The sequence below is a fragment of the Methylocella sp. genome, assembly GCF_044226135.1.
In the GTDB taxonomy this organism is placed as follows: domain Bacteria; phylum Pseudomonadota; class Alphaproteobacteria; order Rhizobiales; family Beijerinckiaceae; genus Methylocapsa.
Genome location: NZ_JBGAHM010000022.1, coordinates 19,104 through 35,736 on the forward strand (window position 1 = coordinate 19,104; position 16,633 = coordinate 35,736).

13 protein-coding genes and 1 pseudogene are annotated in these 16,633 nt (G+C 67.1%); 8 read left to right on the forward strand and 6 right to left on the reverse strand.

Annotation, left to right across the window (positions count from 1 at the left end; genetic code table 11):
• Positions 1-23 precede the first annotated feature (23 nt).
• Positions 24-1,628, reverse strand: coding sequence for a glutamine-hydrolyzing GMP synthase (gene guaA / locus ACILRB_RS10505; protein ID WP_395666243.1), 1,605 nt, complete (start codon positions 1,626-1,628; stop codon positions 24-26).
• 123 nt (positions 1,629-1,751) lie between these two features.
• On the opposite strand from guaA, the gene ACILRB_RS10510 reads away from it, so the two are divergent.
• Positions 1,752-3,209 (forward strand): cryptochrome/photolyase family protein, encoded by a 1,458-nt coding sequence (locus ACILRB_RS10510; RefSeq protein WP_395666244.1) that lies wholly within the window; start codon positions 1,752-1,754, stop codon positions 3,207-3,209.
• Here the strand turns inward: ACILRB_RS10510 and ACILRB_RS10515 are convergent.
• Together ACILRB_RS10515 and ACILRB_RS10520 are read right to left on the reverse strand one after the other, a co-directional pair.
• Complete coding sequence (locus ACILRB_RS10515) at positions 3,201-3,980, reverse strand: SDR family NAD(P)-dependent oxidoreductase (RefSeq protein ID WP_395666245.1); 780 nt, start codon at positions 3,978-3,980, stop codon at positions 3,201-3,203. The two genes, ACILRB_RS10510 and ACILRB_RS10515, sit on opposite strands and share 9 nt — an antisense overlap.
• A 7-nt stretch (positions 3,981-3,987) precedes the next feature.
• Positions 3,988-4,917, reverse strand: coding sequence for a ChbG/HpnK family deacetylase (locus ACILRB_RS10520; protein ID WP_395666246.1), 930 nt, complete (start codon positions 4,915-4,917; stop codon positions 3,988-3,990).
• A gap of 120 nt (positions 4,918-5,037) precedes the next feature.
• Between ACILRB_RS10520 and ACILRB_RS10525 the strand changes: the two genes are divergently transcribed.
• Both ACILRB_RS10525 and murJ read left to right on the forward strand, forming a co-directional pair.
• On the forward strand, positions 5,038-6,054 hold the full coding sequence (locus tag ACILRB_RS10525) for a glycosyltransferase family 2 protein (protein WP_395666247.1): 1,017 nt from the start codon (positions 5,038-5,040) through the stop codon (positions 6,052-6,054).
• Positions 6,055-6,064: 10 nt separating this feature from the next.
• Positions 6,065-7,633, forward strand: a complete 1,569-nt coding sequence (gene murJ, locus ACILRB_RS10530) for a murein biosynthesis integral membrane protein MurJ (RefSeq protein WP_395666248.1) — start codon at positions 6,065-6,067, stop codon at positions 7,631-7,633.
• A gap of 27 nt (positions 7,634-7,660) precedes the next feature.
• Here the strand turns inward: murJ and ACILRB_RS10535 are convergent, their stop codons facing one another.
• The 3 genes and pseudogenes from ACILRB_RS10535 to ACILRB_RS10545 all read right to left on the reverse strand — a co-directional run bounded on the left by ACILRB_RS10535 (position 7,661) and on the right by ACILRB_RS10545 (position 11,141).
• On the reverse strand, positions 7,661-8,647 hold the full coding sequence (locus ACILRB_RS10535; protein WP_395666249.1) for a hypothetical protein: 987 nt from the start codon (positions 8,645-8,647) through the stop codon (positions 7,661-7,663).
• 157 nt (positions 8,648-8,804) lie between these two features.
• Positions 8,805-9,562: pseudogene (locus tag ACILRB_RS10540) on the reverse strand (IS5 family transposase).
• Between the two features lie 196 nt (positions 9,563-9,758).
• Entirely contained in the window at positions 9,759-11,141 is a 1,383-nt protein-coding gene (locus tag ACILRB_RS10545; RefSeq protein ID WP_395666250.1) for a M20/M25/M40 family metallo-hydrolase, read from the reverse strand.
• Positions 11,142-11,348: 207 nt separating this feature from the next.
• Here ACILRB_RS10545 and ACILRB_RS10550 point away from each other — a divergent pair, with 207 nt between their 5' ends.
• From ACILRB_RS10550 to ACILRB_RS10570, 5 genes are all read left to right on the forward strand, one after another.
• Positions 11,349-11,687 (forward strand): DUF1491 family protein, encoded by a 339-nt coding sequence (locus ACILRB_RS10550; protein ID WP_395666251.1) that lies wholly within the window; start codon positions 11,349-11,351, stop codon positions 11,685-11,687.
• A 105-nt stretch (positions 11,688-11,792) separates the two neighbouring features.
• Positions 11,793-12,164, forward strand: coding sequence for a lysozyme inhibitor LprI family protein (locus tag ACILRB_RS10555; RefSeq protein WP_395666252.1), 372 nt, complete (start codon positions 11,793-11,795; stop codon positions 12,162-12,164).
• A gap of 157 nt (positions 12,165-12,321) precedes the next feature.
• Positions 12,322-12,669: an acyl-CoA thioesterase gene (locus tag ACILRB_RS10560; RefSeq protein WP_395666273.1), complete on the forward strand. Its 348-nt coding sequence runs from the start codon at positions 12,322-12,324 to the stop codon at positions 12,667-12,669.
• A 230-nt stretch (positions 12,670-12,899) separates the two neighbouring features.
• A complete protein-coding gene (locus tag ACILRB_RS10565) occupies positions 12,900-13,280 on the forward strand; it encodes a hypothetical protein (RefSeq protein ID WP_395666253.1) in 381 nt (126 codons plus the stop codon).
• 1,038 nt (positions 13,281-14,318) lie between these two features.
• On the forward strand, positions 14,319-16,550 hold the full coding sequence (locus tag ACILRB_RS10570; RefSeq protein WP_395666254.1) for a polysaccharide biosynthesis tyrosine autokinase: 2,232 nt from the start codon (positions 14,319-14,321) through the stop codon (positions 16,548-16,550).
• Positions 16,551-16,633: the final 83 nt, after the last annotated feature.

The window sequence follows — 16,633 nt, forward strand, 5'->3', positions numbered from 1 at the left end:
GGATACGCTCGGAGGGGCAAAAATTATTCCCACTCGATCGTGCCTGGCGGCTTCGAGGTCACGTCGTAGACGACGCGGTTGACGCCTTTCACTTCATTGACGATGCGCGTCGCGGCCTTGCCGAGGAAGCCCATGCCGAAGGGGTAGAAATCGGCCGTCATGCCGTCGACCGAGGTCACCGCGCGCAGGGCGCAGACGAATTCATATGTTCGCCCGTCGCCCATCACGCCGACCGTCTGCACCGGAAGCAACACCGCGAACGCCTGCCAGATCTCGTCGTAGAGCCCGGCCTTGCGGATCTCGTCGAGATAGATCGCGTCGGCCTGGCGCAGGATCTCGAGCTTCTCGGGCGTCACGCCGCCGGGCAGCCGGATGGCGAGCCCTGGGCCCGGGAAGGGATGACGGCCGACGAACGCCTCCGGCAGGCCGAGTTCGCGCCCCAGCGCGCGCACTTCGTCCTTGAACAGTTCGCGCAAGGGTTCGACGAGCTTCATGTTCATGCGCTCGGGCAGGCCGCCGACATTGTGGTGCGACTTGATGGTGACCGACGGCCCGCCCGAAAAGGACACGCTCTCGATCACGTCCGGGTAGAGCGTGCCCTGCGCCAGAAACTCCGGCGCGCCGCGGCCGTCGTCGGCGATCTTCCTCGCCTCCGCCTCGAAGCACGAGATGAACAGGCGGCCGATGATCTTGCGCTTTTCTTCGGGGTCCTTGATTCCGGTCAGGGCGCCGAGGAACAGGTCGGCCGCCTCCACATGATGCAGCGGGATGTTGTAGTGTCCGCGAAACAGCTCCACCACCTCCTTCGCCTCGCCCTGACGCAACAGGCCGTGGTCGACGAAGACGCAGGTCAGGCGGTCGCCGATCGCCTCGAAGATCAACACCGCCGCAACAGCCGAATCGACGCCGCCGGAGAGACCGCACAACACCCGGCCGTCGCCGACCTGCGCGCGAATCGCGGCGATCGCCTCCCCGCGGAAGGCGCCCATGGTCCAGTCCGCCTTCAGCCCCGCGACCTTGCGCACGAAATTCGAGATGATCTTCGCGCCGTCGGGCGTGTGCGCGACCTCGAGATGGAACTGCACGCCGTAAAACCTGCGCGCCTCGTCGGCGATCGCCGCGAAGGGCGCGTTCGGCGAAGCGGCGATCACCGCGAAATCGGCCGGCAGCACGCTCACCGCGTCGCCGTGGCTCATCCACACGGGGTAGGTTTTGCCCTGCTCCCACACGCCGTCGAACAGCGGGCTGTCCGCGACGATCTCGACCTCGGCGCGGCCGAATTCGCGGCTGTGGCTTGACCCCGCCACCACCTCGCCGCCGAGCTGGCGCGCCATGGTCTGCTCGCCATAGCAGATGCCAAGCACCGGCACGCCCGCCGCAAACAGCGCCTGCGGCGCGCGCGGCGAGCCTTCGTCGAGCACCGAGTTCGGGCCGCCCGAGAGAATGACCGCCCTCGGCGCAAGCTCGGCGAAGGCCTTCTCGGCCGACTGGAACGGCGCGATTTCGCAATAGACGCCGGCCTCGCGCACGCGGCGGGCGATGAGCTGCGTGACCTGCGAGCCGAAATCGACGATCAGCACCTTGTCATGGCGCCGGACGATGGTTTCGTGGAGCTGATCTTCGACCATGGACGCGCGCCTTCTTTTCAAAAATTTCGCTTATTGCATCGACTGCGCAGGCGCAAGCGCGCGCCGGCGAACCCGCGCGGCGCGCGTCCGTTAAAGCGTCGCCAAATCGTGAAGGACCCGCCCATGGCCGCGCCAGCCGATCAAGACGTCTCGCTTCTCTGGCTGCGCGAGGACCTGCGCCTTTCCGACAATCCCGCGCTCGCCGCGGCGCTGGAGCGCGGCGGCCGCCTGCTCTGCGCCTATGTGCTGGAGGACGCGAAGCCGCCGCTTCGCCCGCAAGGCGGCGCCGCGCGCTGGTGGCTGCACGGGTCGCTTGAGGCGCTGGCAAAGGACATGGCGCGGCGCGGCGGACGACTCGATCTCTATCGCGGCGAGGCCGAAGCGGTCATCCCCGCGCTGGCCGCGGCCGCGGGCGCAAACGGCGTCTACTGGTCGCGCCGCTACGGCCTCGCCGAACGGGAGATCGACGCGCGGATCAAGGCGGCGCTGCGCGCGAAGGGCGTCGTCGCGGAAAGCTTCAACGCCCGCCTCGCGCATGAGCCCTGGGAGATCGGCAAAGCCGACGGCTCGCCTTTTTCGGTCTATTCGGCGTTCCAGCGCGCCGCGCTCGCGGCGCAGGCGCCGGGCGCGCCGCTCATTGCGCCAACGCGCCTGCCGGCCGCGCCCGCGCCAAAGGACGGCCCCGCGCCCGTGACGCTCGAGGCGCTGCGGCTCAGGCCCGCAAGGCCCGACTGGGCGGGCGGGCTGCGCTCGGCCTGGCGCCCCGGCGAGGCCGGCGCGCGCAAACGGCTCGACAGCTTTCTGGCGCATGGCCTCGCGCGCTACGCCCTCGCGCGCGACCCGCCGGCGGACGAAGACGCCGTCTCGCGCCTCTCGCCGCATCTCGCCTTCGGCGAGATCGGGCCGCGCCAGATCCTTCATGCGCTTTGTGGGCAGGCCGGCGCGGGCGCGGCGAAATTCAGGGGCGAGCTCGGCTGGCGCGAGTTCGACTATCATCTGCTGTTCAATCATCCGCACGCCGCCCAGGAAAATCTCCAGCGGCGTTTCGACGCCATGGGCTGGCGCGACGCGGACGCCGACTTCAGGGCCTGGACGCAGGGGCTCACCGGCTATCCGCTGGTCGACGCGGCCATGCGCGAACTCTGGACGACAGGCTACATGCACAATCGCGCCCGGCTCGTCGCGGCGTCCTTTCTCGTCAAGCACCTGCTGATCGACTGGCGGCGCGGCGAGGCCTGGTTCTGGGACACGCTGTGCGACGCCGACCCCGCGAACAATCCCATGAACTGGCAATGGGTCGCGGGCTGCGGGGCCGACGCCGCGCCCTATTTCCGCATTTTCAACCCCGTGCTGCAGGGCGAAAAATTCGATCCGCAGGGCGATTATGTGCGCCGCCACGTTGTGGAGCTCGAAAAGCTCTCCGCCAGATGGATCCACCGGCCATGGCGCGCGCCCGAGGCGGCGCTGCGCGAGGCCGGCGTGGCGCTGGGGACGACCTATCCGCGTCCGATCGTCGATCATGACGCGGCGCGCGCGCGGGCGCTCGCGGCCTTCGAGCGCGTCAAGACCGCCTCACCCTGAGCGGTCGGCCCGGCGCGCCGCGCGCCGCATCGCCGCGAAATAGAGCGGATAGGGCAGAAGCCGCGCCGCCCGGAACAGAAGCGCGAGGCGACGCGGAAAGACGATCTCGAAGCGCTCCGTCCCAAAGCCGTCGCAGATGATTTCAGCGGCCTCCGCCGCGCTCATCAGGAAGGGCATGTCGAAATCGGCGTGCTCGGTCATCGCCGTGGTCACAAAGCCCGGATGCACGACCTGGACCTCGATATGGTCGCGCGCGCAGCTCATGCGCAGAACCTCGGCCATATAGGTCAGCGCCGCCTTGCTCGCGCCATAGGCCATGGAGCCCGGCACCCCGCCGAGCGCCGCGAGCGAGGAGGTGATCGCGATTCGCCCATTCTGGCGCGCGCGCATGGCCGCAAGCAGCGGGCCGAGGCAGTTGAGCACGCCGCCGACGTTGATTTCAAAGGTGCGCCAGGCGACGTCGACGTCGAAGTCTTCGCGCTCGGCCGGAAAATAGACGCCGTGATTCAGAAAGGCGAGCGTGATCGGGCCAAGCTCCGCCTCGATCTTTGCGACGGCCGCGGCGACGCCGGCGCGGTCGCAGGCGTCGCCCGGAAAGGCGGTCACGCCCGGCGCCTCGGCCGCCAGGGCCGCGAGCGCCTCGGCCCGGCGCGCCAGCGCCGCGACGCGCCAGCCGCGCCGCGCCAGCGCCAGCGCGACCGCCCGTCCGATCCCGGAGCTCGCCCCGGTGACGAAGGCGACGCCCTTGGCGGCAGCGCCGGCGGGCTTCATGCGCGCCTCAGGACCGCGAGGCCGAAAGCGCAGCCTCTGGCCGCGGCGGCGCCATGCGCGCGAGCCGCGCTCCGGCGTGCCGCATGAGCTCGGCGAAGGCGGGCGACAGAATAAAGCTCAGCTCGCGCTCGCGCGTCACGGTGACGGGGTCGGCGAGCACGAGCTCCTCGTCGCAATAGCCCGGATGACACATGATGAGATGGCGCGGTCCGGGCGCGCGCAGATAGCGCGCGAAATCGGCGGCGTAGTCGCCGCAGGGGTCAAAGCGCGAGAAGCCCGAAAAGCCCTGATTGGTCGAAAAGCCGCGCCGCGTCGCCTCGCGCGCGAACCCCGCCGCCAGAAAGGCGATGCCGAAGGCCTTCTTCAGCTCGCCGCCGCGGCGCAGGATGCGCTGGGCCTGATCGGCGCTGTCGCGCAGCCAGATCCGGCCATTGAGGCTGCGCCGGTCGAGCTCGTCGAGCAGCCAGCCGCGCACCTGCGGCAGGATCTGCACATGCTGATGGCCGTCGACGAAATCGGGCGGCGCGTCGAACGCGTCGACGAAGGCGTCGAGCTGGCGGGCGATCTCGCGGCGGATCTCGCGCTCGGGCAATTCGCGCCGGCGCGCCGCGCCGAGCACGCGCGACACCTCGGGCATGACGCCCGAGGGCGCGAAGCCCGGCATCGGCGACAGCGGCGCCCCGAGCGTCAGGTTGAGATGCAGCCCGACGTCGGCGCGCGCCCTGTAGCGGCGAAGCTCGCCCGCGCCGCGCCGCCAGCCGGGGCGCGTCGTCAACGCGCTGGTCGCGCTGAGGCGGCCGGCGTCGAGCGCCTCGAGCACGCCGCGGTTGACGCCGTCCGACAGGCCGAAATCATCGGCGCAGAGGCTCACCGCCACGCGCGGCCTCAGCGTGCGTGGCGGCGTGCGTCCCGGCGTCCGTCCGCTGCGCCTGTCCATGGCCTGCCTCCCGCCCCTTGCACGCCGATTTTAGTCCGAGCCTTGCGCAATTCAACGTCAAAGCCTAGAGCAACCTCCGCGTCGACGACCCTTGCGGCGCCGCGCGCGAAGGATCGGCCGATGCAGCCAGACGTCAAACCCGGGCCCGAGCTCAGCGTCGTCGTGCCGATCTTCAACGAGGCGCAGAACCTGCGCCCGCTGCTCGACCGGCTCGTCCCGGCGCTCGAGGGCTGCGTCCAGTCCTTCGAGATCGTCTTCGTCAACGACGGCTCGCGCGACGATTCGGTCGAAATCCTGCGCAAGGCCCATGACCGCGACCCGCGCCTGCGGCTTTTGTCCTTCAGCCGCAATTTCGGCAAGGAGATCGCGATCGCGGCCGGCCTCGACCACGCCGACGGCGCGGCCGTCGTGATCATGGACGCCGACCTTCAGCATCCGCCCGAAATGATCCCGGCCTTCGTCGAAAAATGGCGCGAGGGCTATCAAAACGTCTATGGCCAGCGCGTCGACCGCTCGGCCGACACGCCGCTCCGGCGCGCGCTCACGCGGCGCTTCTATCATATTTTCGGCCGCATCGGCGAAACCGACCTGCCCGAGGGCGCGGGCGACTTCCGTCTGCTCGACGCCCAGGCGGTCGCGGCGCTGCGCACGATGCGCGAGCACGCCCGCTTCTCGAAGGGCCTTTACGCCTGGATCGGCTTCAGGTCGGTCGGCGTCCCCTTCGAGGTCGGCGCGCGCGCGGCCGGCCAGTCGAAGTTCAGCTATCGCAAGCTCGTCCATTTCGCGCTCGACGGCATCATGTCGTTCACCACCGCGCCGCTGCGCATCTGGACCTACGCCGGGCTCATCGTCTCGGCCTTCGCGATGGCGATGGCGTCATTTTACCTTTTGCGCACCCTCATTTTCGGCGTGGACGTGCCGGGCTACGCCTCGCTCATGGTGTCGCTCGCCTTCTTCTCGGGCGTGCAGCTCGTCTCGCTCGGCGTGCTCGGCGAATATGTCGGGCGCATCTTCGCCGAGGTGAAGCGCCGGCCGCTCTATCTGATCGAGGAGCGGATCGGGCTCGACGCGCGCGGCGACGCCGTCTCGGTCCGCCGCCCGGCCGACGCCGCCGCGCCGCGCCCGGACGTGGCCTGAGCCGGCGCGCATGTACAAGAACCTGCTCTCGGTCGGCGGCCTGACGCTTCTGTCGCGCGCCGCGGGCTTTCTGCGCGACGTCATGCTCGGCGCGGTGCTGGGCGCGGGCCTCATCGCCGACGCTTTCGTGGTGGCGCAGCGCCTGCCGAACCATTTCCGCGCCGTCTTCGGCGAGGGCGCCTGGAACGCGGCCTTCGTGCCGACCTATTCGCGCGCGCTGCAGGGCGAGGGGCTCGACACGGCGCGGCGGTTCTCGGGACAGATCTTCGTCGGGCTGCTCGTCATTCAGCTGATCCTGCTCGCGCTGGCGCTGCTGTTCACGCCGACGCTGATCGACCTGCTCGCGCCGGGCTTTCGCGACGAGCCCGAAAAATTCGCGCTGACCGAGGCGCTGACGCGCATAACCTTCCCCTATCTGCTGTTCGTCACGCTCGTCACGCTGCAGTCCGGCGCGCTCAACGCGCATGGGCGATTCGTGGCGGCGGCCTTCGCGCCGGTGCTGATGAACCTGTCGATCATCGCCTTCCTGACGGTCGCCTTCCTGTTTCCGAACGCCGGCGCGGCGGCCGCCTGGGGCCTCATGGCGTCGGGCGCGATGCAGCTCGCGCTCACCTCGTTCGCCGCCTGGCGCGCCGGAATTCTGGAGATTTTCGCCTGGCCGCGCTGGAGCGCCGACATGCGGCGCTTCCTCGCCATGCTGGGCCCGGCCGTGATCGGCTCGGCCGGCGTGCAGATCGCGCTGTTCGCCGACACCATCATCGGCTCGATGCTGCCGACGGGCGGCCCCTCCTCGATCTATTACGCCGACCGCATCTATCAGCTTCCGCTCGGGGTCATCGGCATTGCGGCGGGCACGGTGCTGCTGCCGCAGATGAGCCGCCTCGTCGCCGCCGGACGGCCCGAGGCCGCGATCTCGGCCCAGAACCGCACCTTCGCCATCTCGCTGATCCTGACCGCCCCGTTCTTCGTGGCCTTCCTGGCGATCCCCGACCTCATCATGCGCGGCGTGTTCCTGCGCGGCGCCTTCACGCCGGAGGCGGCGCAGGCGTCGGCCGCCGTGCTCGCGGCCTATGGGCTCGGCATTCTCGCGGTGGTGCTCCTGCGCTCGGCGGTGCCGAGCTTCCAGGCCGCGGGCGACACCACGACGCCGATGATCGCCGCCCTCGTCGCGGTCGCGGGCAATGTCGCGCTGAAGGTCGTCTTGTTCACGCCGCTCGGCGCGCCGGGCCTCGCGACGGCGACCTCGGCCGGCGCCTGGATCAATCTCATCCTGATCGCAATCTTCGCCATGCGGCGCGGACTGATGAAGCTCGACGCGCAGTTTATGAAGGTCGCCGCCTGCGTCGCCGCAGGCTCCGCCGTTCTCGTCATCTTTGCGCTCTCCGCGCGCGCGCCCGTCACGCATCTCGCTCAGGGCGCAGGGCGCTTTTCCGGGGAGGCGACTCTGACGCTTATGACGTTTGGCGGCGCCTCCATCTACGGCCTCGCTCTAATTGCATGCCTGCGCCTCGCAGGGGTGCGACTGCGGCCCCTATCGACACGGCAATCCCCCAAAGCTCGCCCGAACGATCCTGCCTAGACTCGTCAACTTATTGCCGGGAGCAGCCTAAAGCGCGTCGATCCAGGCGCTCAAATTATCGAAAAACTTTTTTAAAACAGGCGATTGGCAGCCATATCGCGTGTAGAGCAGCACAGCGTCATCATCGGCGCGCTTAGTGAATTGAGTAGCTTGATTCATCGCTCCAGCGCCCTGATTCCAGCCTTGGGCAAAAAACTCGCCCCATGCCCCGGGACGCGGCGACCGCGTCGTAAGAGAACGATCGCCCAAGACGATGTCGTGCGCGACGCGTTGAGCGGCGATAGCTGAAATTTTGGCGAAGGACGTCCGATTGATGAGTTGACGACATCCGTCCTCATTAAAGAACGCCGACATCAGTTCCTGAGCATAAACCGGTGCCGGAGCGCCTTGAAAATCATGCTCGTAAATCTCTCGCATCAATTCGGGATCTGTATAACCGCTAGTCGTGAAGCTGCTGGCCGGCGCTGGCTGCGACCCTGTCCCGGCTTGTTCTTGAGCAGCGATAAAACGTTGAAGCTCCAGGCGGTCATTATCATTTGTTATGATTTTGAACCGCCGAATCGCTTCAAAATGCGCAACCAGAATATCCCCTGCGGCGATAAGCTGAGCTTTATCGGAAAACAGGGGCCCGACGGCGCCTTCCTCAAATTTGATATTAGCAGACTTCAGTTCGGCCATATTCGCCGTGATCGAAACGATCAATTCTTTTTGAATAATATTTACAATACCATATTCGGTTATAAACCCATAATCCAATTGCGCGATAAACGTATTCATATTTTTCCTGTAAGGATAAAACCTTACGGAACCAGTGTCTTTTAGCAAATAAGTTTTGTTATTCCGAGAAACGTTAAAGGTTTCAACTTTAGATTTACGAACAACAAATTTCCCAGATGTGTCGATTTCCGCCAAGACAAATGCGTCTGGCAAGGGCGTGACTGCATCGACCTCCGTTATGAGCGGCGTTTTTGACGAGATGCATCCGGAAAGCATGACCGAAAGAAGAATCGTCAACAAAATATTCTTTACATAATTTACTTTCATAGCCAAGACCTCGAAGTCATTTAAAATAAATAAATAATAGAAAATAATACTTCATGCTGCGACAATACGCAAGAGTCTCAAGCCCCTTGCCGTGAACGAAGCATGTAGTCCGCACTAGGGTCCAGACTCATAACCAGTAACTGACAGTCGCAGCGATGTGGACGGCGGCGAGGAAATTCGCGGCGCTTCTGTCGTACCGCGTTGCGACGCGCCGAAAGTCCTTCAACCGGCAGAACATCCGCTCGATGGCGTTCCGGTTTCGGTAAAGGACTGGCGAAAAGCAGTTTTTCCATTTCCGGTTGGCCTTGGGTGGGATGTTCGGCATCGCGCCGCGATCCTCGACCTGGCGGCGGATGGCGTTGGCGTCATAACCTTTGTCGGCGTGGAGAATGTCGCAGACGGGAAGCTGTGTGAGCAACGCCGCGCCAGCGGTGCAATCGGCGACATGCCCGCCGCTCAGTATGAACGCCAGCGGGCGACACAGGGCATCGGTCAGCGCGTGGATTTTCGTCGTTCGCCCACCCCGCGAGCGACCAACCGCCTGATTTTTCTCCCCCCTTTACCGCCTGCGGCCGAGCGATGCGCCTTGACCGCCGAACTGTCGATCAGAACCTCGGCCGGTGGCCCGCCCGCTTGCGCAAGAGCTTGAAACAAGGCCGTCCACACGCCCTTTTCCGCCCATCGGACGAAGCGATTGTAGAGCGTCTTCCTCGGTCCATATTCCTGCGGCGCGTCGATCCATCGACCGCCAGATTTCAGAACTTGAACGATCCCGCTGATCACGCGGCGATCATCCACCCGCCGCTTGCCGCGCGTGTTTGTCGGCAGATGCGGCTCGATCTTTGAAAATTGTTCGTCCGTCAGCCAGAACTGATCCCGATTCATCGGCGCTTCCTTTCGGAAGCCGTGAATCACAAACCGCTGATCACGCCAACCATTTTATGGGTCCAGACCCTAAACAGTCGCAATTCGCGCGTGCGGCACAAAACGTGACGCGGCCGTCAAATTATGGGGCGCTGTCCGACCACGCGAAAACACGCGGTCAATCAGAAGCGACCCACGCCGTAGGATCGGCGAGCCCTCAGGCCGCGAGCGCGCTCAGGATGCGGGCCCAGCTGCGCGCGCCCTTCTGAAAGGACGACAGCTCATATTTCTCGTTCGGCGAATGGATGCGGTCGTCGTCGAGCGCGAAGCCGACCATCAGCGTGTCCATCTTGAGGTCGCTCTTGAAGCGCCCGACGATCGGGATCGAGCCGCCGCAGCCCGCCAGCACGGGCGCGACGCCCCATTCGGCCTGCAACGCGCGGCTCGCCCGCGACAAAGACTCCGAATTAAACGACAGGGCGAGCGCCGGCGAGGCGCCATGCGAGATGAACTCAATTCCGCAGTCGGCCGGCAGGGCCGCGCGGGCGTAGGCGCGGAAGCTCTCGGCGACCTTTTGCGGGTCCTGCTGGCCGACGAGGCGGAACGAGAATTTCGCCCGCGCCTCGGCCGGCAGCACGGTCTTCGAGCCTTCGCCCTGATAGCCGCCCGAAATTCCGTTGACGTCGCAGGCCGGGCGCGACCACAGCATTTCGAGCACGCTGCGCCCGCGCTCGCCGGCCGGGACCGACAGGCCGACGGCGCGCAGAAAACCCTCTCCGTCGAAGCCGAGCCCGCGCCATTGCTCGGCGACCTCCTCGGGCAGCTCGGCGACGCCGTCGTAAAAGCCCGGCAGCGTCACCTTGCCGGCCTCGTCATGCAGCCCCGCAATGATCTTCGCCAGCACGTGGATCGGATTGACCGCGGCCGAGCCGAACATGCCGGAATGAAGGTCGCGGTCGGCGCCGCGGATCACGGCCTCCTCGAGCACCAGCCCGCGCAGCATGGTGGTCACGGCGGGCGTGTCGCGATCCCACATCGAGGTGTCGCAGACGAGCGCGAGATCAGCCGACAGCTCCTTCTTGTTCTCGGCGAGGAAGTCCGGCAGCGACGGCGAGCCGCTCTCCTCCTCGCCTTCGAGCAGGATGGTGACGCGGCACGGCAGCTCGCCCGCCTCCTTGAAGGCGCGCGCGGCCTCGATGAAGGTCATCAGCTGGCCCTTGTCGTCGGAAACGCCGCGCCCGACGATCTGCGTTCCCGCTCCGGCCTCGACAAGCCGGGGCTCGAACGGCGGCGTCTCCCACAGCGCCAGCGGGTCGGCGGGCTGCACGTCGTAATGGCCGTAGAACAGGAGATGCGGCACGTCCGGCCGCGCGCCCTTGCCATGGGCGACGACCATGGGATGCCCCCTGGTCGGACGCGTCGACGCCTCGAAGCCGATCGCGTTCAGCTCGGCGGCGAGAAATTCGGCCGCCCGCACGCAGTCGGCGGCGTAGGCCTGGTCGGTCGAGACGGAGGGGATCGAGACCAGCCTGAAGAGGCGGTCGAGCGCCGCGTCGCGATTGGCGTCGATCCTGGCGAGGACGGTGTCGAGCGCGGCCATGAGTCGTCTTTCGTTTGCGCGGCGGGCCGTTGAGGCGCAGGCCCAGCCCCGGCTAGGATTCTGGCGGGATGCAAAGTTGAAACGCCAAGCCTGAAATACATGTCCCCGCGGCGGCGCGCAAAGGCGGCGTTGGGCCGCGCCGCGGCGCTTGTGAACAAGTCACACGCGGCCCAGGGCGCGGCGCGCGGAAAATTCTGGAGGATGAGAATGCGGCTTCGCGCCGATTTCTGGGTGTCGGCCTTTCTGCGCCGCTGCGCGCATGAGGGCGCCGTCGCCGTGCTGCGACGGCGCGGCGCGGCCGAAGCGGGGGCGATCTTCGTCAAGCTCGACCGGCTCGACGGGGCCGCCGCGCTGTTTGGCCCCGCGCCGCAAAGCGAGGCGGACGCCGACGGCCATCGGCTGTTCGTCAGGCTGCATGACGCCCAGTGGATCGACCCCGCCGCGGCCGAGGAGAAGATCGCGCGCCAGATCCGCTATGATTCCGACCTCTGGCTGGTCGAGGTCGAGGACCGGCTTGGCCGCGACTTCCTCGACCTGATCGATTAGGCGGCGCGCGGGCGCCGCATATTGCGCCTTGCGCGCCCTGCGCCCTACCCTATTCTTCGTAGGCCGCTCCGGCTCGACGCCCTCAGAAAGACAGCCGCCAGGACCATGCAGAGGCTCGCACGGGTTTTCGCGCTCGCCGCGTTGTTTTCGGCGCCGGCTGCGGCAGGCGTCGAAGCGCCCCGCCCTCTGGCCGAAGCCGGCCCTCCGGCCGCCGAGGCCCCGCAAAGCGCCGACGGCCCGCTCAACGCCCTTTACCGGACCCTGATCGCGCGCTTTGCGGCCCAGCCCGAAACCAAGGCGGCGCTGGTCGAGGCGCAGCGCGCCTGGCTTGAATATCGCGGCCGGGAATGCGCCTTCGCCGCGCGCGGCTCGGGCGCGGCGACGAGCGAGGCCATGGCCGAGGCGACGCGCCAGTGCCGGCGCGTCCTGACTGACCAGCGTCTCGACCGGCTGAACGCCTATCTGGCCGCGCCTTGAGCGCGGCGTCCGAATCGCCTCATTCCGGAGCCCCCATGCCGCGCCAATCCCATTCGTCCGGAGCCCCCGCCCGATGAGCCAGGGCGACGACGCGCGCGCCTTCGCGCATGAACCTGAAAAGCCGCCGGCGGAGTCGCCCGTCATCCGGGCGATCGCCATGCCGGCCGACACCAATCCCGCGGGAGACATTTTCGGCGGATGGCTGATGGCGCAGATGGACCTCGCCGCCGGCAACGTCGCCTCGCGCCGCGCGCGCGGGCGCTGCGCCACCGTCTCCGTCGAGGGCATGACCTTCCTCAGCCCCGTCTTCGTGGGCGACGAAGTGAGCCTTTACGGGCGCCTCGTCGGCGAAGGCCGCACCTCCATGCGCGTCAAGGTCGAGGCCTGGCGGCGCTATCGCGAGGAAGAAGCCATGAACAAGGTGACGGAGGCGCTGTTCGTCTTCGTCGCGATCGGCAAGGACCGCAGACCGACGCCGCTTCCCCCCGGACATGCGCCGTCCTGAACCCGGCCCGGCCCCGCGGCGGCCCGCGAGGCTGGCGCGAGGCTGTCCGCGCCCCGGCCGCCGTGCGCGATCGCACTTGTCTTCGTCTTGGGTTCTGGCATCCTCGGCGGTCAGAGCGGAGGCCCTTGAGGCAGGTCGGGGCCCGCTCTGTGTCCGTGTTTCAGACGCCCGCTCGATCTGAAAGGCCCGTCGTCTTTCGAGCGGACGCCAGGGGGGGGCTTGGGGTGAGCATGCGCGCCGCACTTATGTTTTTGGGCGCCGTCGTCGGCGTCAGTCTGCTGGGCCCGGTCGGCGCGAACGCGCAAAAGGCGCGCGGCGCCGGACCATTCGACGGCGTCTACGCCGTCGACGTCTATACCCAGAGCGGCGCCTGCGACCGCGTCTTCCGCTGGACCATTCAGGTCGTCGGCGGCCGCGTCAGCACGCATGGGGACGGCTTCGTCCAGGCGAGCGGCCTCGTGACCGACAAGGGCGCGGTCTCGCTCGCTTTCCGGCGCGACAGCCAGGTCGCCAATGTGGCGGGCAGGGTCAGGAGCGGCGCCGGGTCGGGCACATGGTCGTCGCCCACCATGCAATGCGCGGGCTCCTGGCGCGCCGCCCGCGTCAGCTGACGGCCGGCCGGTTTTCGCGCCGCGCGGCCCCGACGCCACGGGCCCGCATGAGGCGCAGGACGCGTCCCGGCCATGACGACGGGCTCCGGCCATGAAATCCGGCCATGAAATGAGCGAAAGATCCGCCTGGGCTCAGGCCCGGGCGAAGAACGGCCCCCTCGGGGCGGCTGCGTCGTCCCGTGCCCCTGCGCCCGGCCCAAAAGCCAGCGCCCCTCCGGCGATCGCCGGAGCGTTCGGGCGAACAGGGCGCGCGCCGCGTGGTCGACGTCGCTCCCGCGTGTTCAAAACAGGCGCGATCGGACGTTCGCCCTACCCTCTGGCCGTCATGCGCGAATTTTCGCGGCGGCCGGGCCGCGTCCTTGCGCAACCGCCGCGCGACCGCGCGGGCCCTTCTTTTCGCGCGTTGTCCGTAGAATCCGGCGCCGTCTCGCGCCTGGACGCCAGGACATCCGGACCAGAACTTGCTTCATTTCGCTCCGCCGTCCTGCGACAAGCTTTGCAAGTCGGCGCGAGTCTATCCGTCATATGTATCATGGGTTGTCGCCGCGGCGATCCAAGATAAGGCGCGCGACAAGCCGGCCTTGAAACCGCTCGAAAGCTGGGTAATGATTGGTTTTGATTGCAGGGTCACAAGCAAAGCCTTGTCACAAGGACGTATAGATTGAGAGCGGCGATTGCGCGCGCCCAAGTCCTCTGTTAGGGTCGAAATAAGTGTAAAACGGTTGCGCGGACGTCAAGCCGCAGCCGACGGGAACGGGGAGGGCCGGCCGGCGAGACATCGCTGGGCGGGTTAATTGTGCATGAGGTCGCGGCGTTCCGCCTTGGGTTCGCGTCGCGCCGCCCGGCCGCTTCAGCGACGCGCGGATTTCCGTCGAGCGGAAGCGCCTGCGGCGAGTTCGGCCTCGGCGCGCCGCCCGTATTTCCGATCGGCCGATTTTCGCCTTTAGAGAGTCTGATTCAATTTGAGTCCGATCCATCCCACAGACCAGGTTGACAGCGAGTTGACGCCCGATGCTGCAAATCAATAAACGAGCTTCCATGGCGAGCCAGGACACGCCCAAGGTCATGGCGCCTCTGCTCGACGCGCTGCAGAACGCCCTGCGCGTGGTGCGGCGCCAGCTCCCGATCGTGATCCTCATCATGGTCTGCAGCCTGGCGCTGGCGATCTTCTACCTCGTCAACACGCCGCCGAAGTTCACCGCCATGGGCTCCATGGTGATGGACACGCGCAAGGTCCAGGTCCTGCAGGAGCAGCAGACCCTGATGGGCGACGCGCAGATCGACGCCGCCCTGGTCCAGACCCAGGTCGAGATGCTCAAGTCGGACACCGTCGCCCTCGCCGTCATCCGCAAGCTGCATCTCATCGACGACAGCGAATTCGTCCCGCCGCCGGGCGGCAAGGGCGGGCTGCTGAGCTTCTTCTTCCCGCCGAAGCCCGAGCCTGAAAAGACCGAGGCGCAGAAGGAGCAGATCGCGCTCGGCAATTTCCTCAGCCAGCTGACGGTCAGCCGCGAAGGCCTGACCTATGTCATCAACGTCGGCTTCACCTCGCTCAATCCCGAGAAATCGGCGCAGGTCGTCAACGCGCTCGTCGAGGCCTTCGTCGCGAGCCAGATGGACGCCAAATACGACGCGACGCGGCGGGCCGGCGTGTGGCTCGCCGAGCGCATCAAGGAGCTGCGCGCGCAGGCCGCCGCCGCCGAGCGGGCGGTCGTGGAATTCAAGCGGATCAACAACATCGTCGACACCGGCCCGGCCGCAGGCGGCGGCAAGCTGCTCAACGACCAGCAGCTTTCCGAGCTGAACAGCCAGCTCATCATCGCCAGCGCCGCCACCGCCGAAGCCAAGGCCCGGCTCGACCGCATCAACACCGTCATGTCCGGCTCGCTCGCCGACGCCTCGATGACCGACGCGCTCAAGAGCGAAGTGATCGTCAAGCTGCGCCAGCAATATCTCGACCTCAGCCAGCGCGAGGCCATCCTGTCGCAGCGCTATGGCGCGAATCACCTCGCCACGGTCAATCTGCGCACCCAGATGACCGAGATCAAGCGCAGCATCCAGGACGAGATGCGCAAGATCGCCGAGAGCTACAAGAGCGATTATGAGATCGCCCGCACGCGCGAGCAGTCGTTGCGGACGAGCCTCGGCGACGTCGCCAATCTCGCGCAGGCCTCGAACCAGGCCATGGTCCAGCTGCGCGAGCTGACCAGCAACGCCGAAACCGCGCGCACGCTCTACGACAACTTCCTGCAGCGCTACATGGAGGCCGTGCAGCAGCAGGACGCCGTGCCGATCAGCGAGACGCGCCTCATCAGCCCGGCCCTGCCGCCGATGCTGAAAAGCTCGCCGCGCACCAGCCTCACCCTGCTTCTGGCCCTTCTCGGCGGCGGCGTCGTGAGCTTCGGCGTGGCCTTCCTGCGCGAGGCCTCGGACGGCGTGTTCCGCACCAGCGACCAGATCGAGGAGACGCTGCGGGTCAGCTGCCTCGCGCTCGCGCCCGTGCTGAAGCCCGGCGCGCGGGGCGAAGGCGAAGACTCCGACAAGCCCGCCACCTCAAGCCGCGCGCTGCTACGTACGGTCGTCGACGCTCCCTTCTCGCGCTACGCCGAGGCGGTGCGTTCGATCAAGATCGCGGCCGACCTCAACGGCGCGCTCAAGTCGCACAAGGTGATCGGCCTCACTTCGACCCTGCCGAACGAAGGCAAGTCGACGCTCGCCTCGAATCTCGCCCATCTCATCTCGGACGCGGGCGGAAGGGTCGTCCTCGTCGACGCCGACCTGCGCAGCCCCTCGCTGTCGCGCTGGCTCGCGCCCGACGCGCCGGGCCTGATCGACGTCGTGATCGGCAACGCCCCGCTCGAGAAGACGCTGATCCCGATTTCGGCGAGCCATCTGCATTTCCTCGCCGCCGGCGCCACCGCGAAGCTGCCGCACACCAACGAGATCCTCGCCTCGGCCGCGATGAAGAACGTCGTCGACCAGCTGCGCGCGTCCTATGACTATATCATCATGGACCTGTCGCCCGTCGCGCCGATCGTCGACGTGCGCACGACCGGCCACATCATCGACGCCTATGTCTATGTCGTCGAATGGGGCCGCACCCGGATCGACGTCGTCGAACGCGGCCTGTCGGAAGCCCAGGGCGTCTATGACCGCCTGCTCGGCGTGGTGCTGAACAAGGTCGATATGACCGCGCAGAACCGCTATGAGCGCTACCACGGCAATCATTATTACAAGAAATATTACTCGAAATACGGCTACGTCGACTGAGCCGTCGTCGATCCGCGAACATGTTCAGGCCGGCTCCGCCGGCCTGACGCATTTTTGGGCGCCCGCCCGCGACGGCGGGCCGG

Excerpts from the sequence above, each read along its gene's own strand:
- ACILRB_RS10510 (WP_395666244.1), top strand. The coding sequence starts at position 1,752 with ATGGCCGCGCCAGCCGATCAAGACGTCTCGCTTCTCTGGCTGCGCGAG.
- ACILRB_RS10550 (WP_395666251.1), top strand. The coding sequence starts at position 11,349 with ATGCGGCTTCGCGCCGATTTCTGGGTGTCGGCCTTTCTGCGCCGCTGC.
- ACILRB_RS10555 (WP_395666252.1), top strand. The coding sequence starts at position 11,793 with ATGCAGAGGCTCGCACGGGTTTTCGCGCTCGCCGCGTTGTTTTCGGCG.
- ACILRB_RS10565 (WP_395666253.1), top strand. The coding sequence starts at position 12,900 with ATGCGCGCCGCACTTATGTTTTTGGGCGCCGTCGTCGGCGTCAGTCTG.
- ACILRB_RS10560 (WP_395666273.1), top strand. The coding sequence starts at position 12,322 with ATGCCGGCCGACACCAATCCCGCGGGAGACATTTTCGGCGGATGGCTG.
- ACILRB_RS10570 (WP_395666254.1), top strand. The coding sequence starts at position 14,319 with ATGGCGAGCCAGGACACGCCCAAGGTCATGGCGCCTCTGCTCGACGCG.
- ACILRB_RS10520 (WP_395666246.1), bottom strand. The coding sequence starts at position 4,917 with ATGGACAGGCGCAGCGGACGGACGCCGGGACGCACGCCGCCACGCACG.
- guaA (WP_395666243.1), bottom strand. The coding sequence starts at position 1,628 with ATGGTCGAAGATCAGCTCCACGAAACCATCGTCCGGCGCCATGACAAG.
- murJ (WP_395666248.1), top strand. The coding sequence starts at position 6,065 with ATGTACAAGAACCTGCTCTCGGTCGGCGGCCTGACGCTTCTGTCGCGC.
- ACILRB_RS10525 (WP_395666247.1), top strand. The coding sequence starts at position 5,038 with ATGCAGCCAGACGTCAAACCCGGGCCCGAGCTCAGCGTCGTCGTGCCG.
- ACILRB_RS10545 (WP_395666250.1), bottom strand. The coding sequence starts at position 11,141 with ATGGCCGCGCTCGACACCGTCCTCGCCAGGATCGACGCCAATCGCGAC.
- ACILRB_RS10515 (WP_395666245.1), bottom strand. The coding sequence starts at position 3,980 with ATGAAGCCCGCCGGCGCTGCCGCCAAGGGCGTCGCCTTCGTCACCGGG.